At 65.5% G+C, this 23,424-nt stretch carries 21 protein-coding genes; 13 read left to right on the top strand and 8 right to left on the bottom strand.

Features of this window, described 5'->3' with window-relative positions:
- Positions 1-7: 7 nt before the first annotated feature.
- The 6 genes from araD to AmiPiv_RS09410 all read right to left on the bottom strand — a co-directional run bounded on the left by araD (position 8) and on the right by AmiPiv_RS09410 (position 6,941).
- Complete coding sequence (gene araD / locus AmiPiv_RS09435) at positions 8-1,723, bottom strand: L-arabinonate dehydratase (protein WP_340037130.1); 1,716 nt, start codon at positions 1,721-1,723, stop codon at positions 8-10.
- A gap of 26 nt (positions 1,724-1,749) precedes the next feature.
- Entirely contained in the window at positions 1,750-2,529 is a 780-nt protein-coding gene (locus AmiPiv_RS09430; protein ID WP_340037129.1) for an SDR family oxidoreductase, read from the bottom strand.
- The gene (locus tag AmiPiv_RS09425; RefSeq protein ID WP_340037128.1) at positions 2,526-3,404 is read right to left on the bottom strand and encodes an aldose 1-epimerase; all 879 of its coding nucleotides are present in this window, start codon (positions 3,402-3,404) and stop codon (positions 2,526-2,528) included. Before AmiPiv_RS09425 ends, AmiPiv_RS09430 begins: the two co-directional genes overlap by 4 nt.
- A gap of 1 nt (position 3,405) precedes the next feature.
- On the bottom strand, positions 3,406-4,356 hold the full coding sequence (araH, locus tag AmiPiv_RS09420) for an L-arabinose ABC transporter permease AraH (RefSeq protein ID WP_340037127.1): 951 nt from the start codon (positions 4,354-4,356) through the stop codon (positions 3,406-3,408).
- Positions 4,357-4,367: 11 nt separating this feature from the next.
- On the bottom strand, positions 4,368-5,879 hold the full coding sequence (araG, locus tag AmiPiv_RS09415; protein WP_340037126.1) for an L-arabinose ABC transporter ATP-binding protein AraG: 1,512 nt from the start codon (positions 5,877-5,879) through the stop codon (positions 4,368-4,370).
- A 69-nt stretch (positions 5,880-5,948) separates the two neighbouring features.
- Complete coding sequence (locus tag AmiPiv_RS09410) at positions 5,949-6,941, bottom strand: arabinose ABC transporter substrate-binding protein (protein ID WP_340037125.1); 993 nt, start codon at positions 6,939-6,941, stop codon at positions 5,949-5,951.
- A gap of 207 nt (positions 6,942-7,148) precedes the next feature.
- On the opposite strand from AmiPiv_RS09410, the gene AmiPiv_RS09405 reads away from it, so the two are divergent.
- The 5 genes from AmiPiv_RS09405 (at position 7,149) to AmiPiv_RS09385 (ending at position 12,338) form a co-directional block, all read left to right on the top strand.
- Positions 7,149-7,898 (top strand): FadR/GntR family transcriptional regulator, encoded by a 750-nt coding sequence (locus AmiPiv_RS09405; RefSeq protein ID WP_340037124.1) that lies wholly within the window; start codon positions 7,149-7,151, stop codon positions 7,896-7,898.
- Positions 7,899-7,933: 35 nt separating this feature from the next.
- Positions 7,934-9,082, top strand: a complete 1,149-nt coding sequence (gene dgoD / locus AmiPiv_RS09400) for a galactonate dehydratase (protein WP_340037123.1) — start codon at positions 7,934-7,936, stop codon at positions 9,080-9,082.
- Between the two features lie 111 nt (positions 9,083-9,193).
- Positions 9,194-10,162: a GAF domain-containing protein gene (locus tag AmiPiv_RS09395; protein WP_340037122.1), complete on the top strand. Its 969-nt coding sequence runs from the start codon at positions 9,194-9,196 to the stop codon at positions 10,160-10,162.
- Positions 10,163-10,299: 137 nt separating this feature from the next.
- Positions 10,300-11,817, top strand: a complete 1,518-nt coding sequence (gene adh, locus AmiPiv_RS09390; protein ID WP_340037121.1) for an aldehyde dehydrogenase — start codon at positions 10,300-10,302, stop codon at positions 11,815-11,817.
- Positions 11,818-11,948: 131 nt separating this feature from the next.
- Positions 11,949-12,338, top strand: a complete 390-nt coding sequence (locus AmiPiv_RS09385) for a DUF779 domain-containing protein (RefSeq protein ID WP_445206931.1) — start codon at positions 11,949-11,951, stop codon at positions 12,336-12,338.
- Positions 12,339-12,353: 15 nt separating this feature from the next.
- Here AmiPiv_RS09385 and AmiPiv_RS09380 read toward each other — a convergent pair whose 3' ends face one another.
- Positions 12,354-12,872 (bottom strand): RES family NAD+ phosphorylase, encoded by a 519-nt coding sequence (locus AmiPiv_RS09380; protein WP_340037120.1) that lies wholly within the window; start codon positions 12,870-12,872, stop codon positions 12,354-12,356.
- Positions 12,865-13,236: an antitoxin Xre-like helix-turn-helix domain-containing protein gene (locus AmiPiv_RS09375; protein WP_340037119.1), complete on the bottom strand. Its 372-nt coding sequence runs from the start codon at positions 13,234-13,236 to the stop codon at positions 12,865-12,867. Before AmiPiv_RS09375 ends, AmiPiv_RS09380 begins: the two co-directional genes overlap by 8 nt.
- Positions 13,237-13,527: 291 nt before the next feature.
- Between AmiPiv_RS09375 and AmiPiv_RS09370 the strand changes: the two genes are divergently transcribed.
- The 8 genes from AmiPiv_RS09370 to AmiPiv_RS09335 all read left to right on the top strand — a co-directional run bounded on the left by AmiPiv_RS09370 (position 13,528) and on the right by AmiPiv_RS09335 (position 23,407).
- Positions 13,528-15,093: an ABC transporter substrate-binding protein gene (locus tag AmiPiv_RS09370; RefSeq protein ID WP_340037118.1), complete on the top strand. Its 1,566-nt coding sequence runs from the start codon at positions 13,528-13,530 to the stop codon at positions 15,091-15,093.
- Between the two features lie 102 nt (positions 15,094-15,195).
- Positions 15,196-16,755, top strand: coding sequence for an ABC transporter substrate-binding protein (locus AmiPiv_RS09365; protein WP_340037117.1), 1,560 nt, complete (start codon positions 15,196-15,198; stop codon positions 16,753-16,755).
- Positions 16,756-16,815: 60 nt separating this feature from the next.
- On the top strand, positions 16,816-17,784 hold the full coding sequence (locus tag AmiPiv_RS09360) for an ABC transporter permease (protein WP_340037116.1): 969 nt from the start codon (positions 16,816-16,818) through the stop codon (positions 17,782-17,784).
- 73 nt (positions 17,785-17,857) lie between these two features.
- A complete protein-coding gene (locus tag AmiPiv_RS09355; protein WP_445206936.1) occupies positions 17,858-18,763 on the top strand; it encodes an ABC transporter permease in 906 nt (301 codons plus the stop codon).
- Between the two features lie 7 nt (positions 18,764-18,770).
- A complete protein-coding gene (locus tag AmiPiv_RS09350; RefSeq protein WP_340037114.1) occupies positions 18,771-19,964 on the top strand; it encodes an amidohydrolase family protein in 1,194 nt (397 codons plus the stop codon).
- On the top strand, positions 19,961-21,457 hold the full coding sequence (locus AmiPiv_RS09345; RefSeq protein WP_340037113.1) for an amidohydrolase family protein: 1,497 nt from the start codon (positions 19,961-19,963) through the stop codon (positions 21,455-21,457). Before AmiPiv_RS09350 ends, AmiPiv_RS09345 begins: the two co-directional genes overlap by 4 nt.
- On the top strand, positions 21,450-22,433 hold the full coding sequence (locus tag AmiPiv_RS09340; RefSeq protein WP_340037112.1) for an ABC transporter ATP-binding protein: 984 nt from the start codon (positions 21,450-21,452) through the stop codon (positions 22,431-22,433). Before AmiPiv_RS09345 ends, AmiPiv_RS09340 begins: the two co-directional genes overlap by 8 nt.
- Complete coding sequence (locus AmiPiv_RS09335; protein WP_340037111.1) at positions 22,430-23,407, top strand: ABC transporter ATP-binding protein; 978 nt, start codon at positions 22,430-22,432, stop codon at positions 23,405-23,407. The genes AmiPiv_RS09340 and AmiPiv_RS09335 overlap by 4 nt, the downstream gene beginning before the upstream one ends.
- Positions 23,408-23,424: the final 17 nt, after the last annotated feature.

The following is a 23,424-nucleotide window of genomic DNA, read 5'->3' as shown; positions in this document are numbered from 1 at the left end:
ATGGACCTCAGTGGCTCTCGCGCGGCACGTCGTGGCTGCGGCAACCGACCAGGAAGTCGAGATCGGCGCCCTTGTCGGCCTGCATGACGCGCTCGACATAGAGGCTCTGGTAGCCACCCTGCATCATGGGCTCCGGTGCCTTCCAGCGCGCCCGGCGCCGCGCCAGCTCCTCGTCGGTGACTTCGAGGTTCAGCCGGCGCGCCTCGACGTCGAGCTCGATCATGTCGCCGTCCTCGACCAGCGCCAGCGGCCCGCCGACGGCGGCTTCGGGTGCTGCGTGCAGGACCACGGTGCCGAAGGCGGTGCCCGACATGCGCGCGTCGGAAATGCGCACCATGTCGCGCACGCCCTTTGCCAGAAGCTTCTGCGGCAGCGCCATGTTGCCGACCTCGGCCATGCCGGGATAACCCTTGGGCCCGCAGTTCTTGAGCACCATCACGCAGGTCTCGTCGATATCGAGCGCGGGGTCGTCGACACGCGCCTTGTAGTGCTCGATGCTTTCGAACACGACGGCGCGTCCACGATGGCGCATCAGCTCGGGCGAGGCGGCCGACGGCTTCAGGATCGCGCCATCGGGGGCGAGATTGCCACGCAGCACGGCAATGCCGCCCTGCGCCGTCAGCGCCTTGTCGCGCGGTAGGATCACCTCGTGATTGAAGTTCTCGGCACCGGCGATGTTCTCGCCTACTGTCCTGCCGGTCACCGTCAGCGCGTCGAGATCGAGCAGGTCGGCGATCTCCTTCATCACCGCTGGCAGGCCGCCGGCATAGCAGAACTCCTCCATCAGGAATTTGCCCGACGGCATCAGGTTCAGGATGGTGGGTATGTCGCCGCCGAAGCGGTCCCAGTCGTCGAGCGAAAGCTCGGTGCCGGTGCGGCCGGCAATCGCCAGCAGGTGCACGACCGCATTGGTCGAGCCGCCAATGGCGCCGTTGACGCGGATGGCATTGGCGAAGGCCTTGCGGGTGAGGATCCTGGACATCAGTAGGTCCTCCTTCACCATCTCGACGATGCGCCGGCCCGACAGCCGAGCAAGCCGGGCGCGGTGGGCGTCGACAGCCGGATAGGCGGCGTTACCCGGCAGCGCGAGGCCGAGCGACTCGACCATCGAGGCCATGGTCGAGGCCGTGCCCATGGTCATGCAATGGCCGGGCGAGCGCGACATGGCACTTTCGGCGGCGGCGAACTCCTGCTCGCTCATCACGCCGGCGCGCACGTCCTCGGAGAATTTCCACACGTCGGTGCCCGAGCCGATGGCCTTGCCGCGGAAGCGGCCGTTGAGCATCGGGCCGCCCGAGACGACGATCGCCGGCACGTCGCAGGAGGCAGCCCCCATCACCAGCGATGGCGTGGTCTTGTCGCAGCCGGCCATCAGCACGACGCCGTCCATCGGGTTGCCGCGGATCGCCTCCTCGACGTCCATCGAGGCGAGGTTGCGGAACAGCATCGCTGTCGGCCGCAGGTTGGACTCGCCACAGGAGAAGACGGGGAATTCCAACGGCAGGCCGCCGGCTTCGAGCACACCCGCCTTCACATGCTCGACCAGCCCGCGGAAATGGGCATTGCAGGGCGTGAGTTCGGAGAAGGTGTTGCAGATGCCGATGACCGGGCGCCCGTCGAAGGCATCGTCGGGCAGGCCGTTGTTCTTCATCCAGCTGCGGTGGATAAAAGCATCCTTGCCGAAGCCGCCGAACCAGGCCTGGGAACGCAGTTTCCGTGTCACGTGCTGTACCTTCTGTCAGAGTCCCGTCAGACCGCGTGCTGCAGCACGCTGAGACCACCATCGACCACAAGCGTCGCGGCGTTCATGAACGGGCACTCGTCCGAGATCATGAACACGGCGGCCTTGGCGATCTCAGTCGTGGTGGCGATGCGCTTGCCCGGGTGCAGCGCCAGCGTCTCGGCCTTGGCCTTCACCGGATCGGGAAAGCTGTTCCAGTAGTCGATGTTCTTCTGCGTCTCGACATATCCCGGCGCCAGCGCGTTCACGCGCACGCCGGCCGCCGCATATTCCAACGCCAGCGACTTGGTCAGGCCCAGCAGCGCGTGCTTGGCCAGCGGATAGGGGAAGGTGTGCGGGATGATGGTGAAGGAGTGCGTCGATGCGATGTTCAGGATCGCCCCGCCGCCGGCCGCGATCATGCCGGGAAGTGCTGCCTTGCAGCAGTTCCATGCGCCCTTGAGATTGACGTCGAAGCAGCGCTGCCATTCTTCGTCGGTTGTCTCGAGCGGCAGGCTGAAGACGTTGATGCCGGCATTGTTGATCAGCGCATTGACCGGCCCGATCTCCTTGTCGGCCTGCGCCATGGCGGCGGCGATGGCAATGGCGTCGGAGATGTCGGCTTCGGCGTGGCCGAGCATGCCCTCGCCCGCACCGAGCTTCCTCACCGTCTCGCGCAACAGCGCCCCGTCGCGGTCGACGACGAACAGCTTCGCGCCTTCCTTCAGGCACTGTTCGGCGATCGCCAGTCCGATGCCTTGGGCAGCACCGGTGAGAAAAATGCGCTTGCCGACAAGACGGTCGCTCATTGGAATTCCTCGCAATCGGAAACGGTGATCGAAAACGCGCCGGACAGGGTTTCGCCGGGGGCAAGAAGATGGAGGGCGTCGGCCCCCGAAATCGCCAGCGCGTTGGGCGCGTGCGACATCGGTTCGAGGCAGAAGAAGCCCGTGTCGTCCTCCGGCGCGTAGAGCATGTAGCGCGAGAAGATGGGATCGGCCGTCATGTCGGCGGCGAGCCTCGTCTCGGGCCAGGCGATGCGCGCCCGGCCGTTCCAGCCTTCGAAGCAATTGTTCAGCCTGCGACGCGGCAGCTTGCGCAGCGTCGAGAAATCCGCACTGTCGGGGATAGGCGTGCGCACGCCGGGCAGAAAGCCCTCGCGTTCGGTCCACCAGCCTTCGGCCGAGGCCATCAGCCTGGTTCCGCCGGTGCGCGGGAAATGGGGATGGAAGCCGATACCGAAAGGCAGCGTCTCTCGACACCGGTTCGTCACCTTGAGTTCCAGCCGCACCGTGGCACCATCCAGCGCCATGGTTTGCACCGCGCGATAGACATGCGGCGACTTTTCCGGCCGCGCCTGCTCGAATACGAGCGTCACATGCGCGGCCGACGCCTCGTCGACCGCCCACGAGGCAAGCCAGCCGTCGCCATGGATGTAATAGGGCTCGGCGGTGTTGGGCACGAAGCGATAGTGCCTGCCGCCATGCTCGAAACCATTGCTCTCGACGCGATTGCCGACCGGCACCAGCGGGAAGCAGGCCGAGCGCAGCACGTCGAAGCTGCCGTCGCCGAACGGCCGAAGGAATGGCCGGCCGTCACGGGTGGAGCCGTCGACGACCGCCCCGCCCCGTGGGCTCACCCGCAGCGACAGACGGTCGTTTTCAAGCCTGACGAACCCTGGCATCTCACCGGCGTCCGAGCGCGCTGGACCTCAGATTGTCGAGCAGCACGGCCAGCAGCAGGATCACGCCGCGGACGATGTACTGGTAGAAGGCCGGGATGTTCAGGAGGTTCATGACGTTTTCGGCGATGCCCATGATCATCACGCCGACGATGACGCCGGCAATCGCCGCGCGACCACCGGCCAGTGACACGCCGCCGAGCACGCAGGCCGAAATGACCGACAGCTCGAGCCCGATGGCGGCATTGGGCTGGCCTGAGGTGATGCGCGAGGCAAGCAGGACGCCGGCGATGGCGCACACCACGCCCTGCAGCGTGAAGATCCAGATGCGGGTACGATCGACATTGACGCCGGCCAGCCGGGACGCCTCGGGATTGCCGCCGATGGCAAGCGTGTTCTTGCCGAAGACGGTGCGGTTGAGCACGAAGCCGAACACGGCAAACAGTACCAGGAGCACCCAGATCGGGGTCGGCACGCCGAACAGCTTCGACAGCGCCAGCTGGTAGAAATTCGGGTCGTTGATGCCGACGGCGCGCCCGTCGGACGAGATCAGCGCCAGGCCGCGCACGATCTGCATGGTAGCAAGCGTGGTGATCAGCGCGTTGATGCGGAACTTGGCGATGACCACGCCGTTGACCAACCCGACCGCGGCACCGCACAGGATGGCGGCAACGATGCCGATGAAGATCGAGCCCGTGGTGTTGGAGGCCATCACCGCCACCATGCCGGCAAAGGCGACGATGGAGCCGACCGACAGGTCGAAGTCGCGCGCCGCCAGGCAGAACATCATGGTGCAGGCGACGATGCCGACGGTGACCACCGACTGCAGCAGGCCCAGCATGTTGCGTTCGGTCAGGAAGTTCGGGACGAAGATCGACACCAGCGCGAAGGCCAGCACGAAGATCACGACCAGGCCCTGGTCGCCGAGCAGTACGTTCTTGAAAGATTTCGTCATGCTCCGTCCCCTTAAGATGCGATTGCAGCTGGCGTCTTCTTGTCGGGGAGCGCTGCCGCCAGGATCGCGCGCTCGCTGAACTGTTCGCGGTCGATATGCGCCGAGATACGTCCGCCGCACATGACCAGGATGCGGTCGCAGATGCCCATCACCTCGGGCAGCTCGCTCGACACGACGACGATCGCCATGCCCTGCTCGGCGAGCTGGTAGAGGATGTCGTAGATCTCCGACTTGGCGCCCACGTCGATGCCGCGTGTCGGCTCGTCGACGATCAGCACGCGCACGCCCTCTTCCGACAGCCAGCGCCCGAGGATCACCTTCTGCTGGTTGCCGCCGGACAGGTTGACGATGTCCTGCTTGCGCGACGGCGTCCTGACCTTGAGCTTCCTGATGAAGGTCTCTGCAACCTCCACCTCCTTGCGCGGGTTGAGCATGCCGAGGCGCGCGTGGTGGCGCCGCGAGGAGATGTTGATGTTCTCCTCCAGCGAACGCCCCTGGATGATGCCGTCATGCTTGCGGTCTTCCGAGCACAGCACGATGCCGGCGCGGATCGCCTGGTGCGGATCGGCGGGATGGATCGCCTTGCCGTCCATGGCGATCGCACCGCCCGAGCGTGGGTCGGCGGCGTAGACAAGCCGCATCAGCTCGGAGCGGCCGGCGCCGATCAGGCCGAAGAAGCCGAGGATTTCGCCTGCGCGAACCTCGAAGCTCGCGGGCTGGCCGAGCTTCTCGCCCGAGATGCCGTCGACTTTCAGCCTGACGTCGCCGATGGCACGCGGCCGCCAGCCCCAGACATTGGCGATCTCGCGACCGACCATTTCGGCGACCACCTGCTCGCGGGTGACGTTTTCGAGGCTCGGATGATGCGCGGCCAGCTTGCCGTCGCGCAGCACCGTCAGGCTGTCGCAGAGGCGGAACACCTCGTCGAGCCGGTGGGAAATGTAGAGGATGACCTTGCCCTCGGCGCGCAGGCGCTCGATCAGGGCAAACAGGATTTCGCTTTCGCGCGACGACAGCGACGAGGTCGGCTCGTCGAGCGCGATCACCCGGGCGTCGAGCATGATCGCCTTGGCGATCTCGACCATCTGGCGCTCGCCGATGGACAGCGTCTTGACCTTGCGACGCGGGGCGATGTCGATGCCGGCCGACTTCAGCTTCTCGCCGACTTCGGCGAACATCTGCCTGGACTGGATCACGCCGGCATTGGCCGGGAAACGCCCGAGCCTCAGGTTCTCGGCGACGGTCAGCTCGGGAACGAGCTGCAGCTCCTGGTGGATGACGATGACGCCGGCATGGAAGGCGTCGCGCGTCGAGGCGTATTTCTGCACCTGGCCGTCGATGATGATGTCGCCGTAGTCGGTGTGCTGGTCGCCCGAGAGCACCCGGATCATCGTCGACTTGCCGGCGCCGTTCTCGCCCATCAGGCCATGCACGGCGCCCTTCTCGACGCTGAACGACACGTCCGACAGCGCCTGGACGCCCGGATAGGATTTCGAGATGCGGGAAAATTCCAGATATGCCATCGACGGTCCTCCTGAAAATCCGGCGGCAGGGCCAAGGCTCTGCCGCCGGACACCGTTCAATGCAGCGGCTTACTCGATGCCGAGTTCGGCGCGGACCTTCTGGTAGTCGTCGCGCTTGGCAAGCGCGCCGGCGGTCAGGATCAGCTTCTCCGGCTCCTTGTTGTTGGCGACCCACTCATACATGTTGAGCGCGGTCTCGTAGCCGTGACGCTTCGGCGAGATGATCACCGAGCCGATGAACCCGGTCGCGGCCGGCTTCTTGAACTCGTTGATGGCCGAGTCTGCGCCGCCGATGCCGACGCCGATCATGCCGTCAGCCGCAATGCCGACGCCTTCCGAAGCGCGCACCGCACCCAGGACCGCCTCGTCGTTGAGGCCGAAGGCGACCCACTTCTTGATGTCGGCATGCTTGTTCAGCACCACGGTCGCGGCGTTCAGCGCGGCTTCCGTGTCGGTCTTGGCCTGCGGTGCGTCGAAGATGTTGTCCGCCTTGAAGCCGTTCGCCTTCAGCACCGAGATCGCGCCTTCGACGCGGTCCACGGCGGTCGGCAGCTGGTCGTAGGAGACGCGGATAGCGCCGACTTCTTCAGGCTTCCAGCCGCGCGCCTTCATCTCGTCGACGATCGCCTGGCCGACAGCCTCGCCAATCTTGGTCGCAGAGATGCCCATGTGCGGCACGTCTTCAAGCGGCTTGCCGTCAGCGCCGACCAGACGGTCGTCGACCGTCATCAGCTTGAGATTGTTGGCGGCAGCCTTGGCGACGATGCCCGGTCCGAGCTTCACGTCGGGCGTGCAGACGATGAACCCCTGGGCGCCCTGGGCTCCCAGATTGTCGATTGCCGACATCAGCTTCTCCCCGTCCTCGGCGCCGATCTTCACCAGCGTGAAGCCCTTTTCCTTGGCCGCCTGGTCAGCAAACTTCCATTCGTCCTGGAACCACGGCTCCTCGGGCTGCTTCACGATGAAGCCGATCTTGGTCTCCTGCGCATAGGCAGAAGCGATGGTGGTGGCAGACAGGACGGCGAGGGCGCCCGCGACGAGCGCCGTCTTCAACAATCGCATGATTTCCTCCCAGAACATGCCGGGGCTCGGCCCGGATGATCAACGCTAACCGCTTTTATCATACCAGTCAATTGCGCTGGTATGATAAATGAGCTAGGCTTCGTCTCGTGGTGATGCGCGGCTGCGGAAATACGGTCGCAACCAGCATTGTCCGGCGTGCAGCGCGCACATAAGAACGAGAATACAATGCCGGGGGAGGAATAACTGATGGCCAATGCTACGGCCGAAATTGCAGGTCCAGCGCCGAAGCCACGCCGACCGCGCGTCTTGCCCGACGTAGTCAGGGCGATCGCCTCCGAAATCCTGTCCGGCAGCTATCCCGTCGGCTCGACGCTCCCGAGCGAGAACGATCTCTGCACCGAGCATGGCGTCAGCCGCACCGTCATCCGCGAAGCGCTGAAGACGCTGGCGGCCAAGGGCCTGGTGCTCAGCCGCCCGCGCATCGGCACCGTCGTCTGCGAGCGCGACAACTGGAACATCATCGACCCGCAGGTGCTCGAGTGGCACGCACCGAACAGCATCGATCCGGCACTGTTCGACTCCATCCTCGAGACGCGCCGCGCCATCGAGCCGCTGGTCGCCGAACTCGCGGCTCAACGCGCCTCGCTGCAGGAGATCGCCGACCTCGAAGCCGCCTGGAAAGGCATGGAGGCCGCCGGCAGCGACGTCGGTCGCTTCGCCCGCTCCGACGCCGTATTTCACCAAGTGCTCTACGGAGCCTGTCACAACCCGATCTTCCGCCAGATCGGCGGAATGATCGAGACGGCGCTGAACTTCGCCCTCGAGGCGACAGCCAGTTCCGTCGACCGGCGCGACGAGGCGGTGAAGGTGCACTTCGGCGTGATCGAGGCGCTGCGCATGCGCGACGGCGCGGCGGCGCGCAAGGCAGCCGACGAGATCCTCGACCTGGCCGCGCGCGACCTCGCCCGCGCCAAGAGCCAGCACAAGCAAGACTGAACGGGCGCGAGCCCATCCGGAGTAGTGCCTGCATCATGAAGATCACTGCGTTGAAGACCTTCATCGTCCCGCCGCGCTGGCTGTTTCTCAAGATCGAGACCGACGAGGGTATCAGCGGCTGGGGCGAGCCGGTGGTCGAGGGCCGCGCCCTGACCGTCGAGGCCGCGGTGCACGAGCTTGCCGACTACCTGGTCGGCAAGGATCCGCGCCTGATCGAGGACCACTGGAACGTCATGTACCGCGGCGGCTTCTATCGCGGCGGCCCGATCCTGATGAGCGCCATCGCCGGCATCGACCAGGCGCTGTGGGATATCAAGGGCCGCGCACTCGGCGTGCCGGTGCATGAACTGCTCGGCGGCAAATGCCGCGACCGAATCAAGGTCTATTCCTGGATCGGCGGCGACCGTCCTTCCGAGGTCGCCGACGGCGCGAAGGACGTGGTGGCCCGTGGCTTCACCGCGCTCAAGATGAACGGCACCGAGGAGCTGCAGATCGTCGACAGCCACGACAAAATCGACGCCGCCGTCGAGCGTGTCGCCATGGTGCGCGAGGCCGTCGGCCCGCATGTCGGCATCGCCGTCGATTTCCACGGCCGCGTCCACCGCCCCATGGCGCGCATACTGGTCAAGGAACTCGAACCCTACCGGCTGATGTTCATCGAAGAGCCGGTGCTGAGCGAGAACCGCGAGGCGCTGAAGGAGATCGCCGCCCTGTCGTCGGCGCCGATCGCGCTCGGCGAGCGCCTCTACAGCCGCTGGGACTTCAAGAGCGTTTTCGAGGAAGGCGTGGTCGACATCATCCAGCCTGATCTCTCCCATGCTGGCGGTATCACCGAATGCCGCAAGATCGCGGCCATGGCGGAGGCCTACGACGTCGCCGTTGCGCCGCATTGCCCGCTCGGCCCCATCGCGCTCGCCGCCTGCCTGCAGCTCGACGCCGTCAGCTACAACGCCTTCATCCAGGAACAGAGCCTCGGCATCCACTACAACAAGGCCAACGACCTGATCGACTACGCCAGGAACAAGGACGTGTTCCGCTACGAGGACGGCTTCGTCGCCATCCCCGACGGTCCCGGCCTCGGCGTCGATGTCGACGAGGACTACGTCAAGGAACGCGCCAAGGAAGGCCACCGCTGGCGCAATCCCGTCTGGCGCCACGCCGACGGCTCCTTCGCCGAGTGGTGAGGCCCCAACCCTTGGTCTAAGGACCAATTGACCTGACGCTGCCGTCCGATGCAATTTGGCCGCCGGCTTTCAGCCGGACAGGCTATGCAGGCAACGCCTTGGGAGGGGCGCATGAACGCGAGCGTTGTCGTCGAGCATGTGGACCGGATCCAGACCGCGCTACGGTCCAGCGAGGCGGCCCGATCCGCGCTTGTTGCCTCATGGCGGCGTTCGTCGTCCCTGCACCGGCTGGATCCGGCGTACCGCAGCCCGCCGCGACGCCTGACCGATTCGGAGCTTTCGGTCGCACGTGAGCGCATCGGACGGCTGCTGGCCGCCGCACAGGCAAGCCTCGACCGCCTCTATCTCGCCGTGGGCGGCGTCGGCTGCTGCGTGCTGCTCGCCGACCGCGACGGCGTGCCGGTGGAGCGGCGTGGTGCCATGGCCGACGACGAAACCTTCGAGGACTGGGGGCTATGGACCGGTACGGTGTGGAGCGAAGAGTGCGAGGGCACAAACGGCATCGGCACCTGCCTGGTCGAGCAGCGCGCGCTGACCATTCACCGCGACCAGCATTTCCTGAGCCGCAACACGCTGCTCTCCTGCACGACGGCGCCGATCTACGACCATGAGGGCCAGCTCGCCGCTGCACTCGACGTCTCGTCGTGCCGGGCCGACCAGACCGACGGCTTCATCAACTTGATCTCGGTGGCCGTGGGCGACGCCGTGCGCCGCATTGAGGCCGAGAACTTCCGGCTGTGCTTCCCAGCAGCGCGCATCCTGATCGCGCCTACCCCCGAAAACTCGCCCGCAGCCCTGCTTGCCGTCGATGGCGACGACCTTGTGATCGGCGCTACGCGTGCGGCGCGGCAGGCGCTCGGCCTGACGCCGCAGATGATGGCCAGGCCGATGCCGGCCGCGGACCTGCTTGGAACCCACGCAGCCGCGTCGAAAGACCTGGCCGGGGCAGAGCGCAGCGCAGTCCAGCGCGCCTTGGCGCGATCCGAAGGCAACGTCTCTGCCGCGGCCGAAGCGCTCGGCATTTCACGCGCGACCTTGCACCGCAAGCTCGTCCGGCTGGGGCTGCAGCGACCGAACTGATCTTTCCTCGCTCCATCTGTCGCAGATCTGCGACACATGAGCTCCGCCTCCTGCCGGGTCCCGGCTGACATCGGCCGGCAACTTGGCACTCTCCTCTCGGGCGCCGCATCCCGCGGTGCGATCTTCGGGAGGAAGAGATGAACAAGGTGGAATTCTCGCGCGCGGCCAAGATCCCCTTCGCCAAGCGCTACGACAACTACATCGGTGGTGAGTGGGTGGCGCCGAAGGCCGGTCGCTATTTCGAAAACCTCTCGCCGGTCACCGGCCGACCGCTGGGCGAGATCGCCCGCTCCGACGCCGCCGACATCGAGGCGGCACTCGATGCCGCCCACAAGGCCAAGGACGCCTGGGGCAAGACCGCGCCGGCGACGCGCGCCCTGATCCTCAACCGCATCGCCGACCGCATGGAGGAAAACCTCGACCTCCTGGCGCTTGGCGAGACCTGGGACAACGGCAAGCCGATCCGCGAGACGACCGCCGCCGACGTGCCGCTCGCCATCGACCATTTCCGCTATTTCGCCGGCGTCCTGCGCGGCCAGGAAGGGTCGATCTCGGAGATCGACAACGACACCGTCGCCTATCATTTCCATGAGCCGCTCGGCGTCGTCGGCCAGATCATCCCATGGAACTTCCCGCTCTTGATGGCGTGCTGGAAGCTGGCCCCGGCCCTTGCAGCCGGCAACTGCGTGGTGCTGAAGCCGGCCGAGCAGACACCCGCCACCATCATGCTGTGGGCCGACCTGATCGGCGATCTTCTGCCCGCAGGCGTGCTCAACATCGTCAACGGCTTCGGCCTCGAGGCCGGCAAGCCGCTGGCATCGAGCCCGCGCATCGCCAAGATCGCCTTTACCGGCGAGACCACGACCGGCCGGCTGATCATGCAATACGCCAGCCAGAACCTCATTCCGGTGACGCTCGAGCTCGGCGGCAAGTCGCCCAACATCTTCTTCCAGGACGTGACGGCGGAAGACGACGACTTCTTCGACAAGGCCATCGAAGGCTTCGTCATGTTCGCGCTCAACCAGGGCGAGGTCTGCACCTGCCCGAGCCGGGCGCTGGTGCACGAGAAGGTTTACGACAAGTTCATGGAGCGCGCGCTGAAGCGCGTCGAGGCAATCATCCAGGGCGACCCGCTCGACCCAGCCACCATGATCGGCGCGCAGGCCTCGTCGGAGCAGTTGGAAAAGATCCTGTCCTACATGGACATCGGTCGCCAGGAAGGCGCCGAGCTCCTGACCGGTGGCGAACGCGCCAACCTGCCGGGTGACCTTGCCGGCGGCTACTACGTCAAGCCGACCGTGTTCAGAGGCCACAACAAGATGCGCATCTTCCAGGAGGAGATCTTCGGGCCGGTGGTCTCGGTCACGACCTTCAAGGATGACGACGATGCGCTGTCGATCGCCAATGACACGCTCTACGGCCTCGGTGCGGGCATCTGGAGTCGCGACGCCAACCGGCTCTACCGCTTCGGTCGCGCCATCCAGGCCGGTCGCGTCTGGACCAACTGCTACCACGCCTATCCGGCGCACGCCGCCTTCGGCGGCTACAAGCAGTCGGGCATCGGCCGCGAGACCCACAAGATGATGCTCGACCACTACCAGCAGACCAAGAACATGCTGGTCAGCTACAGCCCGAAGAAACTTGGCTTCTTCTGAGCGTTCTTCCCTCTCCCCGCTCGCGGGGAGAAGGTGTCACGAAGTGACGGATGAGGGGCCGGCTCGACCGTCGAGGTCCGCGCTGCCCCTCACCTGCCTGCCGGCATCCTCTCCCCGTGAACGGGAAGAGGATGGCTAGCCGCAACGCCGAAACCCGCGCCATGTCCTCGCATCCTCCTCTCGACAAGGTCTCCGCCACGCCTGACGCCGTCGCCCTGCTCGACGAGATCATCGCCGACCACGGACCAGTATTGTTCCACCAGTCCGGCGGCTGCTGCGACGGTTCCTCGCCGATGTGCTACCCGCGTTCGGATTTCATCGTCGGCGACCTCGACGTGCTGATGGGTACCATCGGCGACACGCCGGTCTACATCAGCGCCTCGCAATACGAGACCTGGAAGCACACCGACCTGATCATCGACGTGGTGCCCGGGCGCGGCGGCATGTTCTCACTCGACAATGGCCGCGAGAAGCGCTTCCTGACGCGCTCGACCGTGTGCCTACCGACTCCTGGACGATGACACCGGACTGCAAGGCTACACCCACGACGCCGGCGTCCTCGGAAGGCGCTGCTCGGGGTCGATGACCTTCACCGAAGGCTTTCCCGAACCGTTCCAGTGCCATAGCGCCACGCAACTGCCGCCGGGCGACATGAAGGACGGATAGACGACCCCGTCGAAACCCTCCGCGAGCAGCCGTTGCCGAAGCGCATGCGTTTCGGGTTCTCGGCCTTCGTCGAGATCGGCCCGCCACTCGCAACGATGGATCGCCGCATCGATGCCAAGTTCGGCAAGTACGACTGCCTCCGTCAGATCCGCGAGCCTGGCGTCGCTCAGTTCCAGCTGCGCGATCAGCGCCGGATGCTGCACGAAACCCTGATTGTATTCGGCCCACGCGGTGGAGAGTTCGCAAGCCGCATAGAGCGTTGGCGCGCCGACCGGGTTCCAGCGCCCCCCGAAACGCGCCGCCCCCTCCCCGGAAAGCGGCAGATAGGCCCAGCGCGGCACGAAGGCCCGCCACAAGGTCCGGCTTTTCGGCCGCTCCTTTTCAGGCATAGACGCCGGAGCGCACCGCCTCCAGATAGGCCAGGACCTTGTCCGCCTTGCCCTCGCCCACCAGGTCGTAGGCCGTCTTGCCGGCCCAGCCCGGGATCGGCTGGTGCTTGAACCAGATCACCGCACGATGGTCGTCGCCGGCCATCTCCGACGCCATCGCCAGGATGCGCACCACCGGGCTCAGCGCCTGGTCCACCTTGCGCGCGCCGGAACGTGCAGCCAGCGTGTTTCGGGCCACCCCGACGAGGCGGGCAAGCTCCGACTGCGTCACGCCGAGTTGCTCGGAAACCCGCCGTGCCGACAGGAAGGGCGTGCGGCTGTCGCCGAAATGGGCCGCAGAAACGCCGAGGCTCTGAGCAGTCATCGCGCACTCCCAGTGCAAGATTTGAACTTCATTGGGTCAATATGTGCTCATTGCCTGCTCATTTCAAGCACAACCGACCCGGACGATGACACGCCCCTGTTCGGCGCCTGATCCCGTCCGATGAAGTGCGGCCAAACGCGACGTCGGAGCGCCTCCCCAATCGGTCGGAGATTTCAACTGTCTACAAAAATATAAAAAATAGTACCCATTATTGTCGACAATTTGGTTGACACTGCCTCGCTGCGTAAACAAACTGGCCCCTGCAAGCACAAGCTAGGGAGGAGCAGTGTGATGCGGAGACTTTGGAAGACCATCGCGACAGCGGTATCCGTGGGGCTTCTGGCCACGGCCGCGCATGCGAACATGCTGCGCTGGGCCGGCCAGCGCGACATTTTCTCGCTCGACCCCTATTCCTACGGTTCCACGTCGAACCTGGCCTTCCTCAATCACATCTATGAAGGCCTCGTGCGCTACACGCCCGAGTTCGAGGTGGTGCCGGCCCTGGCGACCGAATGGCAGCTGATCGACAACAAGATCTGGCGTTTCAAGCTGCGCCAGGGCGTCAAGTTCCACAATGGCGCCGAATTCACCGCGGACGACGTGATCGCCTCGCTGAAGCGCGTCAGCGATCCGACCTCGCCCCTGCGCGGCAACATCCCGCTCTATGTCGGCTCGAAGAAGATCGACGACTATACGGTCGAGATCGAGGTCTCCTCGCCGTCGGCGCTGTTCCTCAACGACATGACGAACATCTTCATGTTCGACGCTCAATGGCTCGTCGACAACAACAGCGAGAAGCCGACCGACGTTGGCGCCAAGGTCGAGGGCTACGCGACCTACAACACCAACGGCACGGGGCCGTTCAAGCTCGAGAGCCGCGTGCCGGACAGCAAGACCGTGCTGGTCGTCAACGACGGCTGGTGGGACGAGAAGAAGCATAATCTCACCCGCATCGAATTCACCCCGATCGGATCGCCGGCGACCCGCGTCGCGGCACTGCTTTCGGGCGAGGTCGATCTTGTCGACTCGGCCCCGATCCAGGATCTGCCGCGGCTCGAGGCCGCGCCCGGCATCAAGGTCGACAAGCGCTCCGACCTGCGCACGGTCTCCATCGCCTTCAACCGTCGCGAAAAGCTGGAGGACGGAAGGAAAAACCCCTTCAACGACCTGCGCGTGCGCCAGGCCTTCGACCACGCCATCGACCGTGAGCTCATCAACAAGAAGGTCATGCGTGGCCTCGCGCACCCAGCCGGCACTCTCGTGGCGCCGGAAATCCCGGGCTACAGCGCCGAACTCGACAAGCCGTCGGCCTACGACCCCGAGCTTTCACGCAAGCTGCTGGCCGACGCCGGCCAGTCGGATCTCGCCTTCACCTATCTCTGCATGAACGACGAAAGCGTGAACGAGGAGGACGTTTGCGCCGGCATCGTCAACATGCTGACGCGCGCAGGCTTCAAGCCGAACGTCGACATCGGGCCGCGCGCCGCCCAGGCGCCCAAGCGCTCCAGCGGCAAGTCCGACGTCTACATGATCGGCTGGGCCAACGAGCCGACGCTGGATGCCTATTCGATCCTCGTGCAGGTCCTCTCAACCCGCAGCGGCGCGGCGGGTGTCGCCAACTACGGCGGCTGGTCCTATCCCGAACTGGACAAGATGGTCGATCAGGCGGCCAAGGAGCCCGACCGCGAAAAGCGCCTGGCGATCGAAACGGCGGCACTCAAGCTCGCCAAGGACGAGTTGATCATGATCCCGCTGCACCAGCAGCCGATGGCCTGGGCGATGTCCGAACGGGTCGAGCAGGTGGTGATCCGCGCCGACAACAAGCCGCGCCACTGGCTGACCCGTCTCGGCGAATAGCCGAACGCCCATAGCCGGACGGCCCTCCGGCCGTCCCTGTCTTCAAAAAAGAAGAAGAACCCCGCCAAGGGGAACGATGACCTCAAAAGGGAGAACTGCAGAATGCTGAAGAAACTGACCCTCGCGGCCTTCATGGCGGCCGCGCTATCCACGGCCGGCCAGGCGGCGACGCTCAAATGGGGTGCCTCGCGCGACATCTATTCGCTCGACCCCTATTCCTATGGCGACAGCTACACGATTGCCTTCCTCAACCACGTCTATGAAGGCCTCGTCCGCTACGACGCCAACCTCAAGATCGAGCCGGCGCTGGCGGCATCCTGGGAGACCGTGGCGGACAACGTCTGGAGGTTCCGCCTGCGCCAGGGCGTGAAGTTCCACAACGGTGCCGACTTCACGGCAGACGACGTGATCGCTTCGCTCACCCGGGTCAGCGATCCGGTGTCTCCGCTGCGTGGCAACCTTCCGGCCTACAAGTCCGCGAAGAAGGTGGACGACTACACCATCGACATCGAGCTGGTCGGCCCCTACCCGCTGCTGCTCAACGACCTGACCAACATCCACATCTTCGACGCTACCTGGCTGAAGGACAACAATTCCGAGAAGCCCACGGACGTCGGCAAGAAGATCGAGGGATACGCGACCTACAACACCAACGGGACCGGGCCGTACAAGCTCGAGAGCCGTGTGCCGGACAGCAAGACGGTGCTCGTCAAGAACCCCGACTGGTGGGACAAGTCGCAGTCCAACATCGACCGCATCGAATTCACGCCGATCACCTCGGCTGCGACGCGTGTCGCGGCACTGCTGTCGGGCGAAATCAACTTCACCGAGAACGCGCCGGCACAGGACCTGCCGCGCCTTGTCGCGCAGCCTGACCTGAAGGTGATGGAGCGCACCGACCTGCGCACCGTGATGGTCGGCTTCAACCGCAAGCCCAAGCTGGCGAACGGCACCGACAACAAGTTCAACGACCTGCGCGTCCGCCAGGCATTCGCCTATGCGCTGGACAAGGAACTGATCCAGAAGCGCGTCATGCGCGGCAAATCGAGGACCGCGGGCGCGATCATCGCGCCGGAGATCCCGGGCTACGCCGAGGCGCTGGACACCGTCGTTCCGTTCGACCCCGACATGTCGAAGAAGCTGCTTGCCGAAGCCGGCGCCAGCGACCTCCCCTTCACCCTCGTTTGCACCAACGAGGCCTATGTCAACGAAGAGGAGCTTTGCCAGGGCATCGTCAACATGTTGAGCCGCGCCGGCTTCAAGCCGCAGCTCGACATCGCTCCGACGGCCGCGCAGGCGCCCAAGCGCACGGGCGGGCTGTCCGACGCCTACCTGATCGGCTGGGCGAACGAGCCGATGCTCGACAGCTATTCGATCCTGCTGCAGATGATCGAGACCAAGAGCGACAAGGCCGGCGTCTTCAACTGGGGCGGCTGGAGCTATCCGGAGATCGACAAGCTGATCGTTCAGGCATCGACCGAGATGGACCGGACGAAGCGTCTCGAGCTGCAGACCAAGGCGCTCCAGATGGCCAAGGACGAGATGATCATGCTGCCTCTGCATCAGCAGCCGATGGCCTGGGTCATGAGCAAGAAGATCGACCGGATCGCGCAGCTCGCAGACAACAAGCCGCGTCATTGGCTGACCAATTTCGCGGAATAACCCTGGCGCGGAGCCGGAGCACATGGCGCTCCGGCTCCCGCACAGCTTGCGAGGCTTGACATGCTGGTTTTCATCATCACCCGCATCGCCAATGCGATCATGGTCATGCTCGCTGTCGCGATGCTGGCTTTCCTGATCTTCCGCCTTGCGGGCGATCCGGTGGAGCTGATGGCCAACGAGCAGATGACACAGGCCGACCGCGACAGCCTGCGGGAACGGCTGGGCCTGAACGATGGCATCCCCACACAGTTCGCCCGCTTCGTCGTGAATGCGGCTCAGGGCGACTTCGGCATCTCCTACCGCAACGGCCAGGACGTGCTGACGCTGATCGCCGACCGCTTCCCGGCGACGCTCGAGCTGGTGCTGGTCGCCACACTGATCTCGCTCGTGGTGGGCATTCCGCTAGGTGTCCTCACAGCCATAAAACGCGGGAAGTGGTACACGGAGACACTGCAATTCGTCTCGATCGTCGGCGTATCGCTGCCAAGCTTCGTCGTCGGCATCCTTCTCATCCTCGCGTTCTCGGTCAGTCTCGGCTGGCTGCCCGCCTTCGGCCGCGGCGACGTCGTCCAGCTCGGCTGGTGGTCAACCGGGCTGCTCACGTCATCCGGCAGGGCGGCGTTGCTCTTGCCGGCGGTCGCGCTCTCGCTCTACCAGATCACGCTGATCATGCGTCTGGTGCGCGCCGAAATGCTGGAAGTGCTGCGCTCCGACTATGTGAAGTTTGCACGCGCCAGGGGCATACCGCGTTGGCGCATCCATTTCCGCCATGCGCTCAGGAACTGCCTGATGCCGGTTGTGACGATGACTGCCATGAATGTCGGTTCGCTGATCGCCTTCGCTCTCATCACCGAGACGGTCTTCCAGTGGCCGGGCATGGGCATGCTCTTCATCCAGGCCGTGACCTTCATCGACATTCCGGTGATGGCCGCCTACCTGTGCATCATTTCCTTCATCTTCGTCGCGCTGAACACGCTGGTCGACATCACCTACGCGGTGATCGACCCGCGCCTGCGCAACGCCCGCTGATCGCCGGAAGGACAGGTCCATGACTGTCGAAACGCCGAAATCCCGGACGGGCGCAATCGCCCCGCGGCGGACGATGTTGCAACGTGTGCGCAACAGCGACGTCTGGTGGTCGTTCACGCGCAGCAAGACGGCGATGGTTGCCGCGGCGATCCTCGCCGTGCTCATCGTCACCGCGGCCTTTGCGCCGCTGTTTGCCGCGCAGAACCCGTACGACGCCGCCCAGCTCGACATGTGGAAGGCGGAGCTGCCGCCGGTGTGGCAGGAGGGCGGCGAGTGGCCCTATCTGCTCGGCACCGACACGCAAGGGCGCGACATGCTGTCGGCCATCCTCTACGGCACGCGGATCTCGATCGTGATCGGCCTTACCTCGGTGGCTCTCTCGCTCCTGATCGGCATGACGGCCGGGCTGGTCGCCGGCTTCTTCGGCGGCTTCGTGGACAACGTGCTGATGCGCTTCGGCGACATCACCCTGTCCATCCCGACCATCCTGATCGCGATCCTCGTATCGACGGTGGTGCGCCAGTTGCTTCCCGCCGACTTGCGCGAGATCGGCGCTTCGGCTGTGCTGGTGCTGGCGATCGCCCTTTCCGCATGGGTGCAATACGCACGCACGGTGCGCGCCCAGACGATCGTGGAGCGCAGCAAGGAATACGTCCAGGCGGCCAAGCTGTTGAAGGTGCCGGCCCGCCGCGTCCTGGCGCGCCATATCCTGCCCAACACGCTGACGCCGGTGCTGGTCGCCGCCACGCTGAACTTCGGCATGGCAATCCTGACCGAGGCGACGCTGTCATTCCTGGGCATCGGCATGCCGCCGGGCCAGCCGTCACTCGGCACGCTGATCCGCATCGGCAACCAGTATCTGTTCTCCGGCTCGTGGTGGATCGTCCTGTTCCCGGTGATCCAGCTCTGCCTGCTCGTCGTCGTCGTCAATCTCCTCGGCGACTGGCTGCGCGACGTGCTCAATCCGAAACTGAGGTAAGCTGCCCATGAACGACCTGTTGCTCCGCAATGTCCGGCCTTTCGGGGGTACGGTCAGCGATCTTTTGATCCGCGCCGGCCGGATCGCTGGCATCGGTCATTTCGAGCCTGATCCCGGCATGGCGGTCGAGGATGGCGGCGGCGCCATCGCCATTCCCGGCCTCATCGACGCGCACACGCATCTCGACAAGACCACCTGGGGCATGCCCTGGCATGAAAACAACCGGCGTGCGGTGCTGCGCGAGCGCATCGACTACGAGCGGGAGAACCGCAGCGCCATCGGCATCGATCCGCACCGCCAGTCGATGCGCCACGCCATCGGCCTGGTCGCTCATGGCACCACCCACATCCGCAGCCACGTCGACATCGACCCGGTCCATGGCCTCGCCATCGTCGACGGCGTGATGGAAACCCGCGAGAAGCTCAAGGGCATCATCGACATCGAGATCGTCGCATTTCCGCAGTCGGGCATCATGGTGATGCCGGGCACGCTGGAACTGCTCGACGCGGCGCTGGCGCAGGGCTGCGAGGTCCTGGGCGGCATCGATCCGTGTGGCATCGACCGCGATCCGAAAGGCCAGCTCGACGCCATCTTCGCGCTGGCGGTGAAGCACCAATGCCCGATCGACATCCATCTCCATGAGGCCGGCGACCTCGGTGCCTTCACCATGGAGCTCATCTTCGAGCGCATCCGCGCCAACGGCATGCAGGGCAAGGTCGCCATCAGCCACGCCTTCGCGCTCGGCATGAACGACTATCTGCGCGTCGGCCAGCTCATCGACGAGATCGCGACGCTCGACGTGGCCATCCTGACGACGGGCGCGCCGTCCGCGACCGTACCCTCGGTCATGCGCCTCAAGCAGGCCGGCGTCCGCGTCGGCGCCGGATGCGATGGCATCCGCGACACCTGGGGCCCCTGGGGCCAGCCCGACATGATCGACCGCGCCAAGGTCATCGGAATGAAGAACGGTCTGCGCTCGGACCGCGAGCTGGAGCATATGCTGCACATCGTCTCGCAGGGCGGCGCGGATGTGATGCGCATCGACGGCTACGGCCTGGCCGAGGGCTGCCACGCCGACCTCACCCTGCTCGGCGGCGAGACGCTCGCGCATGCCGTCGTCAACGTCGATCCGCGTCCGCTCGTCATCAAGGCCGGCCGCGTCACCGCGCGCGACGGCGTTCCAATGGTGGAATTGCCATGACCCGTCAGGTTCTGGACTCGCTTTCGCTCGGCAAACGCCCCGAAGGGCGGACCCTCATCACAGCCTCCTGGGTGCTAGGGCACCGCGACGGCTGCCACCGTCTTGTCCCGAATGGCGAGCTCGTGATCGACGGTGGCCAGATCGTCTTCGTCGGCACGAAGTTCCCCGGCGAGGTTGCCCGGCGGATCGATTTCGGCAACGCGCTCGTCAGCCCCGGCTTCATCGATCTCGACGCGCTGTCGGACCTGGATACGACCATCCTCGGCATCGACCACCACCCCGGCTGGGCCAAGGGGCGGGTCTGGCCGCGCTCTTATGTCGAGGCCGGTCCCTACGAGATGTATTCGCAGGAAGAGCTGGCATTCCAGAAGCGGTTTGCCTTCGGCCAGCTGCTGCTGAACGGTATCACCACGGCAGCGCCCATCGCCTCGCTGTTCTATCGCGAATGGGGCGAGACGGTCGCCGAGTTCGATGCCGCGGCCGATGCCGCCGGCGACCTCGGCCTCCGGGTCTATCTGAGCCCGGCCTATCGCGCCGGCGGCATGGTGTTGGATGCGCCCGGCCAGATGGTGCCGGTGTTCGACGAGGAGCGCGGCCTCAAGGGCCTGCGCGACGCCGTCGACTATATCGGCCGGCAGACGGGCCGCTTCGATGACCTGGTCCGCGGCTTGCTCGTGCCGGACCGCGTCGAGACCTGCACGGCGCAACTCCTGCGCCGTACCCAGGCAGCCGCAGGCGAGCTCGGCTGCAAGATCCGCCTGCACATGGCGCAGGGCGCCATGGAAGTCGAGACGGTGCGCAAGCTGCATGGCACGACCGCCCCCGTCTGGCTAGAGCGCGAAGGCCTGCTCAACGACCGGCTGATTGCGCCGCATGCAACGAACGCCACCGAGGACGATCTCGGCCTCTACGCCGCCAACGGGGTCTCGATCGTTCATTGCCCACTGGTTTCGGGGCGCGGCGGCAGCACGCTGAACTCGTTCTCCAAGTGCCGGGAGCGCGGCATCAACATTGCGATGGGCACGGACACGACGCCCGCCGACATGCTGATGAACCTCTTGGTCGGCCTCATCACCTGCAGGATCAACGATCGCGCCCCGGACCGGGTCCGATGCGCCGACCTTTTCGACGCCGCCACCATGGGCGGCGCAAAGGCGCTCGGCCGCGACGATCTTGGGCGCCTCACGCCGGGCGCGCGGGCCGACATTGCCGTCTTCGGCCTCGACGACGCCGTGATGGCGCCGTCCATCGATCCGATCACGACGCTGGTCACGGGCGGCTCGGGCAAGGTCACGCAGGCGGTGTTCGTCGACGGCCGGCTGTCGATGCGCTTCGGCGAGGTCGCCGGCATCGACATGAAGGCGGCGCGGCTGCGGGCACAGAAACAGTTCAACGGGCTCGTCGCGAAATATCCCGAGCGCAGTTGGGCCCATCCGCCGGTGTCGGAGATCTTCCCTCCAAGCTACCCTGTCGAGGTCAACCCCAATGGCTGAAACCGAGAAGCCGGTGCTTGAGGTCCGCGACCTCAAGGTGGAATTTCCGGGTCGTCACGGCGTCGCCACGGCGCTTTCCAATGTGAGCCTGTCAATACGGCCGGGCGAGATACTCGGCGTCGTCGGCGAGTCCGGTGCAGGCAAGTCGATGACGGGCCTGGCAATACAGGGCCTGCTCGATCGGCCGGGCCGCATCGCCGAGGGTGAGATCTGGCTGGGCGATCGCCGCATCGACAATCTGGCCGATCGTGAGATGGAAAAGATCCGCGGGCGCGAGATCGGCGCGATCTTCCAGGACCCGCTGACCTCGCTCAATCCCCTGTTCACCGTCGGCGCGCAGCTGACCGAGACGATCAGCCAGCACCTCGGCATGGGCAAGGCAGAGGCCAAGGCGCGGGCCGTTGCTCTCCTGAAGGACGTGGGAATTCCCTCGCCGGAGGAACGCGTCAACCAGTATCCACACCAGTTCTCGGGCGGCATGCGGCAACGCGTGGTCATTGCGCTCGCGCTCGCCGCTTCGCCGAAGCTCATCATCGCCGACGAACCGACCACGGCTCTCGACGTCTCGATCCAGGCGCAGATCACATCGCTGCTGCGCAGGCTGTGCAAGGAAAAGCGGACGGCTGTGATGCTGGTGACCCACGACATGGGCGTGATTGCCGAAACGGCCGACAGGATCGCGGTGATGTATGCCGGTCGCCTGGTCGAAATCGGGCCGGTCGACAAGGTTCTGCACGAGCCGATGCATCCCTACACGCGCGGGCTCATGGCCTCGATCCCGGCGCTTGGCGCGCGGGTCAAGCATCTCAACCAGATCGACGGATCGATGCCGCGCCTCGACGCGATCCCGCCGGGCTGCGCCTTCAATCCGCGCTGCAAGCAGGCAGGGCCGCGCTGCGTGCGGGAGCGACCCAGCCTGCTGCCGGCCGGAGCCGGAGCCAGCGCCTGTTGGCTGAATGCAGGAGGAACCGCATGACCGCCATGCCCGCAACACCGCCGGCCCTGAAGGTCGACCGCCTCTTCAAGACGTTCGACGTTTCCGCGCCCTGGCTCAACCGCGTGATCGAGCGCAAGCCCAGGCAGTTGCTCCAGGCCGTCAACGACGTGAGTTTTGCCGTGCCGATGGGCGGCTGCCTGAGCCTGGTCGGCGAAAGCGGTTGCGGAAAGTCCACCGTGGCGCGGCTGGTTACGGGGCTTTACAGGCCCGACAGCGGCGAGATGCGTTTCGCCACCGGCCGGGACGGCAAGCCGCTCTCGGCGCAGATGATCTTCCAGGACCCGTATGCGTCGCTCAACCCGCGCTGGCGAGTCAAGAACATCATCGCCGAGCCCTTGCGTGAAATGAAGCTGCGCAAATCTTCGGCCGAGATCACCGAACGCGTCGAGGAACTGCTGCGCACCGTCGGCCTGTCGGCGTCCGACGGCGAGAAGTTCCCGCATGAGTTCTCCGGCGGGCAGCGGCAACGCATCTCGATCGCGCGCGCCTTGGCGAGCGAACCCCGCTTCCTGGTTTGCGACGAGCCGACCTCGGCACTCGACGTGTCCGTGCAGGCGCAGGTGCTCAACCTGATGCGCCGCCTGCAGGATGAGTTCGGGCTGACCTACCTGTTCATCAGCCACGACATGAGCGTGGTGCGGCACATGTCCGACCGCATCGCGGTGATGTATCTCGGCCGCATCGTCGAAGAGGGCGAGACCGAGGAACTGTTCGCCCGGCCGCGCCATCCCTATACGCAACTGCTGCTCCAGACGATCCCGAACATCCAGCATCCGCATCGCGACAGGACCGTGGCTGCGGGCGAAGTGCCGAGCCCGCTCAAGCCGCCGTCAGGCTGCCCATTCCATCCGCGATGCCCGATGGCGACCGCCCGCTGCTCGGCGGAACTGCCCAAATTGAGGACGCTCGGCAATGGAACGCACGTCGCCTGCCATCTGGCGGGGGACGAATGATCGAGCGGCGGATCAAC

The sequence above is a fragment of the Aminobacter sp. Piv2-1 genome (assembly GCF_037625995.1).
Taxonomy (GTDB): domain Bacteria; phylum Pseudomonadota; class Alphaproteobacteria; order Rhizobiales; family Rhizobiaceae; genus Aminobacter.
This window is presented reverse-complemented; position numbering and strand designations above follow the sequence as displayed.

Excerpts from the sequence above, each read along its gene's own strand:
- AmiPiv_RS09365 (WP_340037117.1), top strand. The coding sequence starts at position 15,196 with ATGCTGAAGAAACTGACCCTCGCGGCCTTCATGGCGGCCGCGCTATCC.
- AmiPiv_RS09425 (WP_340037128.1), bottom strand. The coding sequence starts at position 3,404 with ATGCCAGGGTTCGTCAGGCTTGAAAACGACCGTCTGTCGCTGCGGGTG.
- AmiPiv_RS09430 (WP_340037129.1), bottom strand. The coding sequence starts at position 2,529 with ATGAGCGACCGTCTTGTCGGCAAGCGCATTTTTCTCACCGGTGCTGCC.
- adh (WP_340037121.1), top strand. The coding sequence starts at position 10,300 with ATGAACAAGGTGGAATTCTCGCGCGCGGCCAAGATCCCCTTCGCCAAG.
- AmiPiv_RS09380 (WP_340037120.1), bottom strand. The coding sequence starts at position 12,872 with ATGCCTGAAAAGGAGCGGCCGAAAAGCCGGACCTTGTGGCGGGCCTTC.
- AmiPiv_RS09375 (WP_340037119.1), bottom strand. The coding sequence starts at position 13,236 with ATGACTGCTCAGAGCCTCGGCGTTTCTGCGGCCCATTTCGGCGACAGC.
- AmiPiv_RS09335 (WP_340037111.1), top strand. The coding sequence starts at position 22,430 with ATGACCGCCATGCCCGCAACACCGCCGGCCCTGAAGGTCGACCGCCTC.
- AmiPiv_RS09340 (WP_340037112.1), top strand. The coding sequence starts at position 21,450 with ATGGCTGAAACCGAGAAGCCGGTGCTTGAGGTCCGCGACCTCAAGGTG.
- AmiPiv_RS09360 (WP_340037116.1), top strand. The coding sequence starts at position 16,816 with ATGCTGGTTTTCATCATCACCCGCATCGCCAATGCGATCATGGTCATG.
- AmiPiv_RS09345 (WP_340037113.1), top strand. The coding sequence starts at position 19,961 with ATGACCCGTCAGGTTCTGGACTCGCTTTCGCTCGGCAAACGCCCCGAA.
- dgoD (WP_340037123.1), top strand. The coding sequence starts at position 7,934 with ATGAAGATCACTGCGTTGAAGACCTTCATCGTCCCGCCGCGCTGGCTG.
- araH (WP_340037127.1), bottom strand. The coding sequence starts at position 4,356 with ATGACGAAATCTTTCAAGAACGTACTGCTCGGCGACCAGGGCCTGGTC.
- AmiPiv_RS09370 (WP_340037118.1), top strand. The coding sequence starts at position 13,528 with ATGCGGAGACTTTGGAAGACCATCGCGACAGCGGTATCCGTGGGGCTT.
- AmiPiv_RS09405 (WP_340037124.1), top strand. The coding sequence starts at position 7,149 with ATGGCCAATGCTACGGCCGAAATTGCAGGTCCAGCGCCGAAGCCACGC.
- araG (WP_340037126.1), bottom strand. The coding sequence starts at position 5,879 with ATGGCATATCTGGAATTTTCCCGCATCTCGAAATCCTATCCGGGCGTC.
- AmiPiv_RS09355 (WP_445206936.1), top strand. The coding sequence starts at position 17,858 with ATGTTGCAACGTGTGCGCAACAGCGACGTCTGGTGGTCGTTCACGCGC.
- AmiPiv_RS09395 (WP_340037122.1), top strand. The coding sequence starts at position 9,194 with ATGAACGCGAGCGTTGTCGTCGAGCATGTGGACCGGATCCAGACCGCG.
- AmiPiv_RS09410 (WP_340037125.1), bottom strand. The coding sequence starts at position 6,941 with ATGCGATTGTTGAAGACGGCGCTCGTCGCGGGCGCCCTCGCCGTCCTG.
- AmiPiv_RS09385 (WP_445206931.1), top strand. The coding sequence starts at position 11,949 with ATGGCTAGCCGCAACGCCGAAACCCGCGCCATGTCCTCGCATCCTCCT.
- AmiPiv_RS09350 (WP_340037114.1), top strand. The coding sequence starts at position 18,771 with ATGAACGACCTGTTGCTCCGCAATGTCCGGCCTTTCGGGGGTACGGTC.